Here is a 12379-nt window from a genome sequence, read left to right as displayed (position 1 = left end):
GTGATCTCCCGCAGCACGTGGTCCGTGTCGCTCGCGGTCTTCCGGGCGACCCTCAGAACTCCTCGTGCGCCTCGGGATCCCCGCCCAGCCGACGGTGCGCCCGCCCCGCGATCGCGGCCATCTGCGCCGGATCGAGCTCGAAGCCGAAGACGTCGAGGTTGGCGCGCTGACGTTCGGGGCTCGAGGACTTCGGGATGGGGACCGCGCCGAGCTGAAGGTGCCAGCGCAGCACGACCTGGCCGGGAGTCACGCCCAGCGTCTCCGCGACGGACACCACGGCCGGGTCCCGCAGAATCGCCGAGCCGCGCCCCAGCGGACTCCAGCTCTCCGTGCGGACGCCCTTGGCCTCGTGGAAGGCGCGCAGCTCCGCCTGCGGGAAGAGCGGGTGCAGCTCGATCTGGTTGACGGACGGCAGCACACCGGTCTCCTTCTCCAGCCGCCCGATGTGCTCGGCGGTGAAGTTGGAGACGCCGATCGACCGGACCAGGCCGTCCTCGCGGAGCTTGATCATGGCTCGCCACGACTCCACGAACCGGTCGACGCGGGGGAGCGGCCAGTGGATCAGGTACAGGTCCACGTACTCGACGCCGAGCCGCCGACGGGACTCCTCGAAGGAGGCGAGGGTCTCCTCGTACCCGTGATGGCGGCCGGGCAGCTTCGTGGTCACCACGATCTCCTCGCGCGGCACCCCGGCACGGGCCACGCCCCGGCCGACCCCGGTCTCGTTGCGGTAGTTCGTCGCCGTGTCGACGAGCCGGAAGCCCAGGCCGAGCGCCCCGGCCACCGCCTCCTCCGCCTCCGTGTCGTCCATCGGCCAGGTGCCCAGCCCCAGGGCCGGGAGCTTCGTGCCGTCGTTCAGCGTGTGCTGCGGGATGTTGAACACGATGGAGCCTTCCCTCGACTGTGTCGTCCTCCCAGCCTCACGGACAGCGAGGCGGACGGCCAAACGGACACCCGGGGCGGGGGAGGGAAGAAGGGGAGCGGGCGGGAGGAGTGTCGCCAGGCCGTCGATTCGCTGACACGATCTTCGTGTTCCCGTGACCGACGACGAGTGAAGACGAGCGGAGCGCGCATGACGACGGACAGCCGGCCGACCGACGTCGACGACCCGACGGCCGAGGAGGCCGCGCGGGCGGCCGGGGTGGAGGTGAAACCGGTCGCCGGGCACATCGGCGCCGAGATCGGGGGCGTGGACCTGGCCGCCGGTCTCGACGACGCCCAGGTCGCCGCGATCAGGGCGGCGGTACTGCGCTGGAAGGTGGTGTTCTTCCGCGGCCAGCGCCTGGACCACGCAGCCCATGTGGCGTTCGCGCGACGGTTCGGCGAACCCGTCGTCCTGCGCCGGCGCGGCAGCGCCTCGCCGCCGGACTTCCCGGAGGTCGAGACGACCGCCGACCGGCTGGAACTGGGCGGGAGGTTCGGCATGGAGCACGAGGAGTGGCTGCGGCGACGCCGCCACACCCTCCTGCGCGGCTGGCACTGCGACCACGGCGCCCGCATCGACCCGCCGGCCGCGACGATCCTGCGCGCCGAGACCGTGCCGCCCTACGGCGGCGACACGACCTGGTCCAACCTGGCGGCCGCGTACGCCGGACTCTCCGCGCCCGTACGGCAGTTCGTGGCCGGGCTGCGCGCCGAGCACCGGCTCGGCGTCGGCTACCAGCCCCGCCCCGGGGACGACGCGTACGTCCGCCACCTCCTCGACCACCAGGTCGCCTCGGTGCACCCGCTGGTACGCGTCCACCCCGAGACGGGCGAGCGGGTGCTGTACGTCAACGGCTACTACGTCGAGCAGATCGCCGACCTGTCGCGGGCGGAGAGCCGGGCGATCCTGGACCTGCTCCTTCAGGAGGCGACCCGTGCCGAGTACACGGTCCGCTTCCGCTGGGAACCCGGCAGCGTGGCCTTCTGGGACAACCGCGCCACCATGCACCTCGCGCCCGGCGACACCGCGCATCTGGACTTCCCGCGCACCATGCACCGGGTCATGCTCACCGGTGACATCCCCGTCGGGGTGGACGGCAAGCGGTCGGAGGCGGTGACGGGAACCGAGCCGGGTCGCTGGTGAGGATTCTCAGGCTCCGGCGCCGGGCCGCCACCCGAGCGCCGGACCGAGCCTCGTCGCCATGTCGGTGAGGATCTGCACGTAGTCGTCGTGGTCGAAGGTGAACGGCAGGGCGAAGGCGACCTCGTCGATCTCACGGAAGGCGGCGTGGGCGTTCAGGCGTGCGGCGATCTCCTCCGAGGACCCCACCAGGTCCGGTGCGAACAGAAGGCGGGCCGGACCCTGCGGGGACGTCGTGCGGGGGAGTCGGTCGGCCGCGAACTTCTCGTACTTCGCCCGCTGTTCGGGTGTGGCGGAGTCGGTGGGGACGACCACGAGTCCCTGGGAGACCCGGGCCGCCTCGCCGTCGGGGTGGGCGGCGCGGAAGGCCCGGACGTGGGAGAGCTGGATGTCGGCGAAGTCCCTGGTGTCGTCGGGGCCTTCCGCCTTGACGACGCTGCTGGTGAGGAAGTTCATGCCGTGTTCGCCGGCCCACCTGGCCGAGCTCACGCTGCCCCCGCCGTACCAGAGGCGGCGGCCCAGGCCGGGGGAGTGCGGCTGGACCCGGTCGGAGAACACCTCGAAGCCCTCGACGCCGCTGAAGTCGGTGGCGGGCTTGCCGCGTACGAAGTCCAGCAGCCGCCGCACCCGTTCGTAGCCGAAGTCCTCCACGTCGGCCGCGTCCGGGTAGAGGGCGTTCTTGACCTGGTCGTAGTGCATCGGCGGGCCGACGCTCACGCCCGGGTTCAGCCTGCCCCCGGACAGGATGTCGACCGTCGCGAGGTCCTCCGCCAGCCGTAGCGGGTTCTCCCAGCCGAGCGGGATCACCGCGGTGCCGAGCTCGATGCTTCGGGTGCGCTGCGAGGCGGCAGCGAGGACCGCGACGGGGGACGAGATGCCGTACTGCAGATGGCGGTGGCGCACCCACGCGCTGTCGAAGCCGAGCCGCTCGCCCAGCTCGATGATCTCCAGTGTCGTCTCGTGGCCCCGGCGCGGGTCGTCACCGTCGAACAGCCCGATGGTCAGGAAGCCCAGCTTCCGCAGGGGGCGAGAGGTCGTCGGCACGGGCTTCCTCCATCGTTCACGGCGCGTACGGCCGTCCAGCGGTCCTCGTCGATTGTCGCAGGCGGGCTCAGCCCAGGGGGATGACGACCTCGTCCTCGACCGGCGGGTTCAGCTCCTGCGCGAGATTGCCGGTGGCCGCGTGACAGCGCAGCCGGACCGATTCCGGTGTGACGTCCAGGCGCAGGAAGCACTTGAAGAACGGGGGGCTGTAGGTCGCCGAGCCGGGGGAGAACAGCTGGGTGTAGATCTTGCGCACGGGCAGCCGGAACCGTCTGCGGCGGTCCGGGCGGCTGCCGGTGCCCAGCAGGCCGGCGACGAGCCGGATCCGCCGCGTCACCCGCACCTGTGGACCGGGCGTACGAGTCGGCGGGATGCCCAGCCGCTCGGCGACGACCGCCTGGGCCTCCTCCTCGGTGAGGGAGAAGAACCGGCGCAGCCGCAACCGCCGCCCGTACAGCCGGCTGTAGAAGGCCAGGGAGTCGCCGCGCAGCGGATAGCAGCGGAAGTCCTGCTCCGTGACGCCCGCGACGGACACCCGGGGGATGGTGTGCGTGGCGTGCATGAAGGCGCCCCCGCCGCCCGAGACGACGTACTGGAGCGTCCGGCCGTCCGCCAGACGTACCGGGTAGCGCTGGTAGTTGTGGATGTCGCCGCCTATCGCCGCCACGTAGTGGTGCTCGGGCGCGCTGACGACGTCGTCGACGGTGCCGCCGCCCTCGATGGGGCACGGGTGGTGCTCGCCGTCGACGTACAGGGGCGAGCCGGTGATCAGGATCTTGGGGCGCGGACCCCGGGACACCTCGCGCAGCCACGCGCCCTGTTCGGCGTCCAGGACGCCCAGCAGTCCGGTGTCGATGCCGATGATCCGCACCGGACCGGCGTCGATCGCCCAGTACGGTCCGGGCTGCACGGCCTGTCGGCCCGGGCCGGACCGCAACGCCCTTGCATGCGCCAGGCGTTGGCCGTCGTTCGGGTGGGGCCGGTGCCACAGCAGGGAGCGCAGCCAGGCACGGGTGAGGGGGCGCGGGGCCGGTTCGGCGTCCAGAGCGGGGGCGTCGTCGCAGAAGACGCGCATGAACGCGCCGAGGTCCTCGTACCAGTCGTGGTTGCCCGGTATCGCGTAGATGGGCGCACGGTAGTCGCGGTAGGGGCGGAAGAACTTCGCGTCGTAGTCGTCGGCACTGCCGACGGGGTAGATGACGTCGCTGGCCAGGACGGCGAAGGAGGTTCCCTGACTCACCCTCAGAAAGCCTGGCACCACAGCGTACTGGGGGTCGTCGCCCTCGCCGGTGTCGCCGATGACCATGAAGGAGAACTCGTCCGGGTCCTCACGCCGGATCACCTTGTCGGCGGGCGCGCCCGCCGATGCCCGCTGCGCGACCCAGCGGCTTCGCGTGCGCCCCGTCGGGTCGCCGAACCAGGACGCGAGAACGCCGTTGCGGGCGGCCCACAGGAGCCGGGGATTCAGCCACGAGATCTTCTCGACCCTGCCCGGCATGAGCTGTCGGTACGCGCCTCGGTCGGCGTCGCCCCAGCCGGCGCCCGCGGCGGTATCGCGTGAGGAGTCAGACACCGGTGCACCGTAGCAATGATCCAGGAGACGGCAGGAGGCGGGTGACCGGCGGCGACGCACGCCCGACCGGCCGCGGCCGAAGGGGGGCGTGCGCACACCCGAGACCTGTGGGCGATCCGCGGCACGGCGGGCACGCGGCGTCGGCCGCACCGGGTGCGCACCGGCGGCGTGCCGCGAACGCCCCGGCCCGCGGCCGCCGTTCACCTTCTGCTCCACGACCGATCGGCCGGGGGCCGGCTGTGGCCCTCCTCGGCCGCGTCGGCGGCCCGCCCGGGCCGGTTCCATTCGCCGTCGCCGAGGACGAGCAGCGGGTCGAACATCACCACCACACCGGCCAGCAGCAGGAAGATCACCGGTCCGATCAGCATCGGCAGCAGCAGCGAGGTCGGGTTGTCGCCGGACCAGGAAGAGGTCTCGCCGTGTACATGGACGCTGACCGCGGCCATCGCCGTGTAGTGCATCCCGGAGACGGCGACGCCCATCACCAGGCTGGCTCCGAGACTCGCGAGAGACCCGCGAATCGTGACGGCGGCCCACAGGGCGGCGGTCGCGGCGAGCACCGCGATCAGTACGGAGAGCGCCACCGTGAGCGGGGCGTAGTCGATGCTCCCGTTGAGATGCAGCGCCGCCATCCCCAGGTAGTGCATGGCGGCCACCCCGAGGCCGGTGACGGTGCCCGCGAGCGACAACGCCCCGCGTCCGGCGCCCCGGTAGCCCACGATGAACACGCCGACCCCGACCACCGCGATCGCGACGGCCAGACTCAGCACGGTCAGGCCGATGTGGTAGCCGATCCGGGTCTCCTCCACCTGGAAGCCGATCATGGCGATGAAGTGCATCGTCCAGATGCCGCAGCCGATGGACGCGGCTCCCAGCGCCAGCCAGCCGGGCTTCCACGACTCGGCGCTGAGCAGGGTCCGCACGATGCAGCGCAGCCCCAGTGCTCCCCCCAGGCATGCCATCACAAAGGCGGCCACCGGGGGCACCACCCCGTACCGGAATCCGTCGATCGTGCCTTCCATCGCCAACTCCCCCCAGAGTGACGGCTTTTCGTGCAGGAATGTCTACGGGTAAGGAGCGGTGAACGCAAGCGTTTGCTGAAACTCGTGGGTCGGGGACTGCCGCAGAGACCGGTCGCCGACGGCGGAGTCGGCCCAGGTGCTCGGCGGCGCAGCCGGACAGGGAACGTACAGGTCGCTCACAGTCCGGGCGGCCGTGGCGGCGTCGAGCGCGTCGGACACCGAGGGATAACCCTCGAAGCGCCCCGCGTTGGCTGACATGCCACTGACAAGCCTGTCATTCTCCCACCCAACCGCCGCACGACAACGGCACGTTGACGTCATCGGTGCACGGCCCCGCACGCCTCGGCTCGTCCCGGACAGTACACCCGTCTGTCCGGTCTGTCACCGGCCGTTCCCACCGGCCGCCGCAGGAGGAGAACGAGTGAGACCCAACCCCCGCAAGCGGACCGCGTCCGGAGCAGCCCTGCTCTCCACCGCCGCCCTCCTGGCTCTCGGAGTCCAGACGGTTCCGGCGGCCGCGCTGCCCGCCGCCCCCCACCCCAGCCCCCTGCGCACCGGCGGCCTGTCCGCCGATCTCACGCCCGCCCAGCACGCGACGCTGGTCAGGAGCGCGGAGGCGAAGACGTCGCAGACGGCCGACGCCCTGGGCCTGGGCGCCCAGGAGAAGCTGGTCGTCAAGGACGTCGTGAAGGACAACGACGGCACCGTGCACACGCGCTACGAGCGCACCTTCGCCGGTCTGCCCGTCCTCGGCGGCGACCTCGTCGTGCACACGCCCCCGGCCTCACTGGCCGCCGGCACGGTGAGCACGACCTTCAACAACAACCGCCGTACCGTCTCGGTCGGGTCGACGACGGCGACGTACGGCAAGGCTTCCGCCGAGGCCAAGGCCCTGAAGGCGGCCGAGGCACTCGACGCGAAGGATCCCGCCGCCCGGAGCGCCCGCAAGGTGATCTGGGCGGGGGAGGGCACGCCGAAGCTCGCCTGGGAGACGGTGGTCGGCGGCCTCCAGGACGACGGCACGCCCAGCAAGCTGCACGTCATCACCGACGCCCTCACCGGCGCGAAGCTCTCCCAGTTCGAGGGCGTCGAGACCGGCACCGGCAACAGCCAGTACAGCGGCACCGTCACCATGGGCACCACGCTGTCCGGTTCGACGTACCAGCTGTACGACACCACGCGCGGCGGCCACAAGACCTACAGCCTCAACAACGGCACGTCGGGCACCGGCACCCTGATGACCGACGCCGACGACACCTGGGGAACCGGCTCCGGCTCCAACACCCAGACCGCGGGCGTCGACGCGCACTTCGGCGCCCAGACGACCTGGGACTTCTACAAGAACACCTTCGGGCGCAGCGGCATCAAGAACGACGGCGTGGCCGCCTACTCCCGCGTCCACTACAGCTCCTCGTACGTCAACGCCTTCTGGGACGACGACTGCTTCTGCATGACCTACGGCGACGGCTCCGGCGGCACGCACGCGCTGACCTCGCTGGACGTGGCCGGCCACGAGATGAGCCACGGCGTCACCTCCAACACCGCCGGTCTCGACTACACCGGTGAGTCGGGCGGGTTGAACGAGGCCACCTCCGACATCTTCGGCACCGGCGTGGAGTTCTACGCCAACAACTCCTCCGACGTCGGCGACTACCTCATCGGCGAGAAGATCGACATCAACGGCGACGGCACGCCGCTGCGCTACATGGACGAGCCCGACAAGGACGGCGGCTCCGCCGACAGCTGGTACTCCGGCGTCGGCAACCTCGACGTCCACTACTCCTCGGGCCCGGCGAACCACATGTTCTACCTGCTCTCCGAGGGCAGCGGCGCCAAGACCGTCAACGGCGTCACCTACAACAGCCCCACCTCCGACGGCGTCGCCGTGGCGGGCATCGGCCGGGCCGCCGCGCTGCAGATCTGGTACAAGGCGCTGACGACGTACATGACGTCCAGCACCAACTACGCGGGCGCCCGCACCGCCGCCCTCAACGCCGCCGCCGCGCTGTACGGCTCCGGCTCCACCCAGTACGCCGGGGTCGGCAACGCGTTCGCGGGCATCAACGTCGGCAGCCACATCACGGTCCCGTCGACGGGCGTCACGGTCACCAACCCGGGCAGCCAGACCGCCACGGTCGGCACCGCGGTGAGTCTGCAGATCTCGGCGGCCAGCACGAACGGCGGCTCGCTGACGTACGCGGCGACCGGTCTGCCCGCCGGCCTGTCGATCAGCGGCTCGACCGGCCTGATCTCCGGCACGCCGACCACGGCAGGCTCCTCCGCCACCACCGTCACGGTGACCGACTCGACCGGCGCGACCGGCACCGCGTCCTTCACCTGGACCGTCAACTCCAGCGGCGGCGGCTCCTGCACCTCGACGCAGCTCCTGGGCAACGCGGGCTTCGAGTCGGGCAACACCACCTGGACGGCGTCGAGCGGTGTGATCACCAACTCCAGCGGTCAGGCGGCCCGCACCGGCTCCTACAAGGCCTGGCTCGACGGTTACGGGTCGACGCACACCGACACCCTCTCGCAGTCGGTGACGATCCCGAGCGGCTGCACCAAGACCACGTTCACCTTCTACCTGCACGTCGACACGGCCGAGACCACCACCAGCACGCAGTACGACAAGCTGACGGTCACTGCCGGGTCCACCACGCTGGCCACGTACTCCAACCTCAACGCGGCCTCCGGGTACGTGCAGAAGTCCTTCAGCCTCGGTTCCTTCGCGGGCTCCACCGTGACGCTGAAGTTCTCCGGCGTCGAGGACTCCTCGCTGCAGACCAGTTTCGTGGTGGACGACACCGCGGTCACCACCGGCTGACCGGCCCCCGGTGACGACGTCCCGCACGCGGGCTCCCTCCGCGTGCGGGACCTCGCCGTGCGCGCTCAGCTCAACGGGTCGAGTGTCAGGTAGGCCTGGCGCGGCGAGCCGTCGTGGACGAGCGACTCCTGGTGTCCGACGTCGTCGAAGGCGAACGCGTACGCCTTCCCGTCGGCCATCTGCGCGTGGATCTTGCGGGCGTAGTGGTTGGTCACCGGGTCCTGGTAGAAGGCGGCCGTCGTGGTGTCCGGCTGGTTGGGGTTGACCAGCAGTGTGGAGCGGTTGAAGCCCGCGCACAGGGTGCGCGAGATCGGCCCGCGCACCGCGTCGTTGGGGGCGTCCAGCAGCCGGTGGCAGCCGAAGACGCTGGCCGCGTCCGGCTTCTGGAAGCTGGTGACGACCGCTCCGGAGGCGTTGGCGAAGTTCATGACCCCGCCCGAGACCCGGCCGTAGTACTTCGTGCCCGGCTGGTCGGCGAACGGCGTCACGGTCAGGGTCGTCGTCGTGTACTTCTGCCAGACGCGGTTGACGTAGTCGTCCATCACGGCGGCCGGGAGCGCCCCGGTCTCCACCCCGTACAGCGGGGAGAGCGCGCGCAGCACGGTGCCGTCGGAGCGCGTCTGGACGAGGTTCGCCCAGCCGCCGGGCTGGCCGCGCAGGGCGTTGAAGAAGCCGGTGTAGCCGCCCGCCTTGAGGTGTCCGGTGCTGACGGTTGTGCCGTCGGAGCGCTGCACGCCGACCGCGTAGGGCGCGGAGAACATGTCGACCTGGGTGCTGTTCAACCACAGCCCGGAGTCGTTGAGCGTGTACTCCGACCAGTTGAACAGGATGTCGCGGTTGGGGTCGCTGGGGTTCTGCACGGCCGGCTGGACCAGCCCGCCGGTGGTCAGCCGGAAGTCGAGCTTGCGCCCGTACGAGAAGTAGATCCGCCCGGAGAACTTGGGGATGCGGATCGTGGCGGACTGTCCGGCGGCGGGGCCCGCGATCGACGCGTCCGGCGCCGGGGTGGGCGGGTTGCCGCCGGCGGGCCACGCGTGGAAGGCGCCGCCCGCGTCCGCCCAGCCCTGCCGGCCGGAGGAGAGCAGCGTGCCGAGGTCGTACACGTAGAGGGGCTCGCCGCGGCCCGAGTTGTTGGTGATCTTCAGTGGGATGGTGTCCGGGACGGCGGCCCGGGCGACCGGTGGGGGTCCGAGGGTGAGCAGCGCGCCGACGAGGGCTGCCGCTCCCAACAGTCTGAGGGTGATCCTTGCGAGCACTCTCCACCTCCGTGCGGGTAGGCCTGTGGGGTTGGTCCGTACCATGTTGAGAGCGCTCTCAAAGTCGCATCGAGGTGTGCTCATGTCAACGATTTCAACAAAAGAGGACGCCCGCGGCCCGTCCGGCCGCGGGCGTCGTGTCGATCGCCGGACGGCTCAGAAGGTGCGCTTCAGCAGATCCAGCAGCGCGGCCCAGTGCCGCTCGGAGGCCTCCTCGTCGTACGCGGAGGTGTCGGCCTGCGTGTAACCGTGCTCGGCGCCGGCGTAGACCTCGCAGGTGTGCCGGACACCGGCGGCCGTGAGGGCCTCCTCGAAGCGCTCTATCTGCTCGGGCGGCAGGCCCGGGTCGTCGTCGGCGTGGCCGAAGTACACCTCGGCCCTTATGTGCTCGACGAACAGGTGAGGGCTGTCCGGCGCGTCGGTGACGAGGCGGCTGCCGTGGAAACCGGCCGCCGCCGCGACCCGGTCCGGATGGGCGCCGGCGGTCGGCAGGGTGAGCCGGGCGCCCATGCAGTATCCGGTCACCGCCACCGGGCCGTCCGCGACGAGCGGATTCTCCTCCATCCACCGCAGATACGCGTCGGCGTCCCGGACGATCAGCTCGGGCGTGAGGGCCAGCACGAGCGGGTACAGCGTCTCGAAGATCTCCGGGCGCGCGGCCGGGTCGATGTACTCGGGCAACTCCATGACGGGGGCGCGCCCGTGACGGTAGAACAGGTTGGGAACCAGCACCGCGTAGCCGGCCTCGGCGAGTCGGTCGGCCATCGCCCGCAGGTGCGGACGGAGTCCGAAGGCGTCCTGGTAGAGCAGCACGCCCGGCCGGGGCGCGCCGTCCCCGGGGTGCGCGAGATAGGCGTCGGCGACGCCGTCCTCGGTGGGGATGTCCACTGCTGTTCCCTGTACTGCTGTCATGTGGGGGAGCCTCTCTGCGCGGTGCACGGCGACGAGCGGTCGATCGGCCCGGCCGGGCCGGACGGGATCATCGTTGCACGCACCATTCGTCGGTCCGCGAGAACTCTCGGCGCAGGTAGCGCTACTCGAACCGGGAGGTGTCGCCCGCCCCGTGCCGCACGATCTGGGCCTCGCCCTCGGAGAAGTCGATGACCGTCGTCGGCTCCGTGCCGCAGTCCCCGGAGTCGAGCACGCCGTCCACCACGTGGTCGAGCCGGTCCTTGATCTCCCAGCCCTGGGTCATCGGCTCGTCCTCGCCGGGCAGCAACAGCGTGCTGGACAGCAGCGGTTCGCCGAGCTCGGCGAGCAGGGCCTGGGTGACGACGTGGTCGGGGATGCGCACGCCCACCGTCTTCTTCTTCGGGTGCTGGAGCATGCGCGGCACCTCCTTCGTCGCCGGCAGGATGAAGGTGTAGCTGCCGGGCGTCGACGCCTTGATCGCGCGGAACACGTCCTTGTCCACCCGCACGAACTGGCCGAGCTGCGCGAAGTCCTGGCAGACCAGGGTGAAGTGGTGCCGGTCGTCCAGGTCGCGGATGGCCCGGATGCGGTCGATGCCGTCCTTGCTGCCCAGCCGGCAGCCGAGCGCGTAGCAGGAATCCGTCGGGTACGCGATCAGCGCGTCCGCCTGGATGGCGGCCGCGATCTGGGAGATGGTGCGCGGCTGGGGGTTGTCGGGGTGCACGTCGTAGTACTTCGCCATTGCCCGAGCTTATGCCGTGCCGCGGGGCGAGGCCGCCCGGGACCGCCGCCTCGGTGTCCGCCCGCCCGGCGCCGGACGCCACGGGCCCAGGCGAACACCCCGAACGCCCTCATGCTCCCGGCCCTGCGTCCGCCGCGCGGGAGGCTGCCGGGCCCTCGCCCTGCGGATCCGCGTCGTGTCCCGGCCCGGCGTCGGCCCGCGCCGGGGTCTCCCGGACGCCGGCCCTTCCCAGGAGGAAGTCCCAGCTGTCCGTCAGCACCCCGAGGGCCGTCGCGGGGTCGGTCTCCCAGCCGTGCCGCATCCAGCGCCGGGCGAGCTGGTCGAGCTGGGTGAGGGCCAGGAAGCCACGCACCCGCCGGGAGGCGGGGTCGAAGCGGCCGGCCTGCTCCAGTCCCGCCTCGATGTCGGTGACGACCTCGTCGAACCACTGGTCGACCAGCTCCCGCAGCTCCGGGTCGACCACCGCGGCCTCGTGCGCGGCCAGTACGTAGGGACGGATGCGCGGCCATCGGCGGGAGGTGTCGTGCAGCCACGCCTCGAACCCGTCCCGCCCGCCCTCGCGCACGACGGCGGCCAGTCCCGGGGCCGACCCCGGCTTCCTCGCGCTCCCGCGCTCCAGCAGCTCGTCGAGCTCCTGGACGAGCGCCTTCATCAGTGCCGCCCGCGACGGGAAGTGCGCGTAGAACGTCACCCTCGTGGTGCCCGCGGCCTTCGCGATGTCGTCCACCGTCGTCCCGGCGTAGCCCCGGGCCTCGAACAGCTCCAGCGCGGTCGACAGCAGCAGTCGACGGGTCATCTCCTTCTGGGCAGCTCGTAGATTGGCCACGTCGGACGGTCTCCCGGTCGACTGCGAAAGGGTCGCTGACCTGCAAGGTCGCACCCCGGGTTGATGCTCACATGGTACGTCACCGCCTCTTTTCAGCCACTGGTGGCGAGCGATA

The 12379-nt window shown here is 71.2% G+C and carries 10 protein-coding genes; 2 read left to right on the top strand and 8 right to left on the bottom strand.

The window, feature by feature from the left end; all coding sequences use genetic code 11:
- Positions 1-52 precede the first annotated feature (52 nt).
- The gene (locus ACZ7DE_RS31245) at positions 53-883 is read right to left on the bottom strand and encodes an aldo/keto reductase (RefSeq protein ID WP_470767038.1); all 831 of its coding nucleotides are present in this window, start codon (positions 881-883) and stop codon (positions 53-55) included.
- Positions 884-1072: 189 nt separating this feature from the next.
- Here ACZ7DE_RS31245 and ACZ7DE_RS31240 point away from each other — a divergent pair, with 189 nt between their 5' ends.
- On the top strand, positions 1073-2068 hold the full coding sequence (locus ACZ7DE_RS31240; RefSeq protein ID WP_470767036.1) for a TauD/TfdA dioxygenase family protein: 996 nt from the start codon (positions 1073-1075) through the stop codon (positions 2066-2068).
- 6 nt (positions 2069-2074) lie between these two features.
- Here the strand turns inward: ACZ7DE_RS31240 and ACZ7DE_RS31235 are convergent, their stop codons facing one another.
- The 3 genes from ACZ7DE_RS31235 to ACZ7DE_RS31225 all read right to left on the bottom strand — a co-directional run bounded on the left by ACZ7DE_RS31235 (position 2075) and on the right by ACZ7DE_RS31225 (position 5704).
- Positions 2075-3109 carry an LLM class flavin-dependent oxidoreductase gene (locus ACZ7DE_RS31235; RefSeq protein ID WP_470767034.1) on the bottom strand — a complete coding sequence of 345 codons (1035 nt, stop codon included), beginning with the start codon at positions 3107-3109 and terminating at the stop codon, positions 2075-2077.
- Positions 3110-3176: 67 nt separating this feature from the next.
- On the bottom strand, positions 3177-4682 hold the full coding sequence (locus tag ACZ7DE_RS31230) for a metallophosphoesterase family protein (RefSeq protein ID WP_470767032.1): 1506 nt from the start codon (positions 4680-4682) through the stop codon (positions 3177-3179).
- A 200-nt stretch (positions 4683-4882) separates the two neighbouring features.
- Positions 4883-5704, bottom strand: coding sequence for an MHYT domain-containing protein (locus ACZ7DE_RS31225; protein WP_470767030.1), 822 nt, complete (start codon positions 5702-5704; stop codon positions 4883-4885).
- Between the two features lie 421 nt (positions 5705-6125).
- Here ACZ7DE_RS31225 and ACZ7DE_RS31220 point away from each other — a divergent pair, with 421 nt between their 5' ends.
- Positions 6126-8528, top strand: coding sequence for a M4 family metallopeptidase (locus ACZ7DE_RS31220; protein ID WP_470767028.1), 2403 nt, complete (start codon positions 6126-6128; stop codon positions 8526-8528).
- 65 nt (positions 8529-8593) lie between these two features.
- Here ACZ7DE_RS31220 and ACZ7DE_RS31215 read toward each other — a convergent pair whose 3' ends face one another.
- The 4 genes from ACZ7DE_RS31215 to ACZ7DE_RS31200 all read right to left on the bottom strand — a co-directional run bounded on the left by ACZ7DE_RS31215 (position 8594) and on the right by ACZ7DE_RS31200 (position 12234).
- Positions 8594-9784 (bottom strand): glycoside hydrolase family 64 protein, encoded by a 1191-nt coding sequence (locus tag ACZ7DE_RS31215; protein WP_470767026.1) that lies wholly within the window; start codon positions 9782-9784, stop codon positions 8594-8596.
- A gap of 156 nt (positions 9785-9940) precedes the next feature.
- Positions 9941-10696: a dienelactone hydrolase family protein gene (locus ACZ7DE_RS31210; protein WP_470767025.1), complete on the bottom strand. Its 756-nt coding sequence runs from the start codon at positions 10694-10696 to the stop codon at positions 9941-9943.
- Between the two features lie 121 nt (positions 10697-10817).
- A complete protein-coding gene (locus ACZ7DE_RS31205) occupies positions 10818-11438 on the bottom strand; it encodes an L-threonylcarbamoyladenylate synthase (protein ID WP_470767023.1) in 621 nt (206 codons plus the stop codon).
- Positions 11439-11547: 109 nt separating this feature from the next.
- A complete protein-coding gene (locus ACZ7DE_RS31200) occupies positions 11548-12234 on the bottom strand; it encodes a TetR/AcrR family transcriptional regulator (RefSeq protein ID WP_470767021.1) in 687 nt (228 codons plus the stop codon).
- Positions 12235-12379: the final 145 nt, after the last annotated feature.

The sequence above is a fragment of the Streptomyces sp. NPDC037083 genome (assembly GCF_055606485.1).
The sequence above is the reverse complement of the archived record's forward strand: the minus strand, read 5'-3'. Positions and strand labels throughout refer to the sequence as shown.

Coding starts and splice junctions, on each gene's coding strand:
- ACZ7DE_RS31240 (WP_470767036.1), top strand. CDS start 1,073: ATGACGACGGACAGCCGGCCGACCGACGTCGACGACCCGACGGCCGAG.
- ACZ7DE_RS31205 (WP_470767023.1), bottom strand. CDS start 11,438: ATGGCGAAGTACTACGACGTGCACCCCGACAACCCCCAGCCGCGCACC.
- ACZ7DE_RS31225 (WP_470767030.1), bottom strand. CDS start 5,704: ATGGAAGGCACGATCGACGGATTCCGGTACGGGGTGGTGCCCCCGGTG.
- ACZ7DE_RS31200 (WP_470767021.1), bottom strand. CDS start 12,234: ATGACCCGTCGACTGCTGCTGTCGACCGCGCTGGAGCTGTTCGAGGCC.
- ACZ7DE_RS31210 (WP_470767025.1), bottom strand. CDS start 10,696: ATGACAGCAGTACAGGGAACAGCAGTGGACATCCCCACCGAGGACGGC.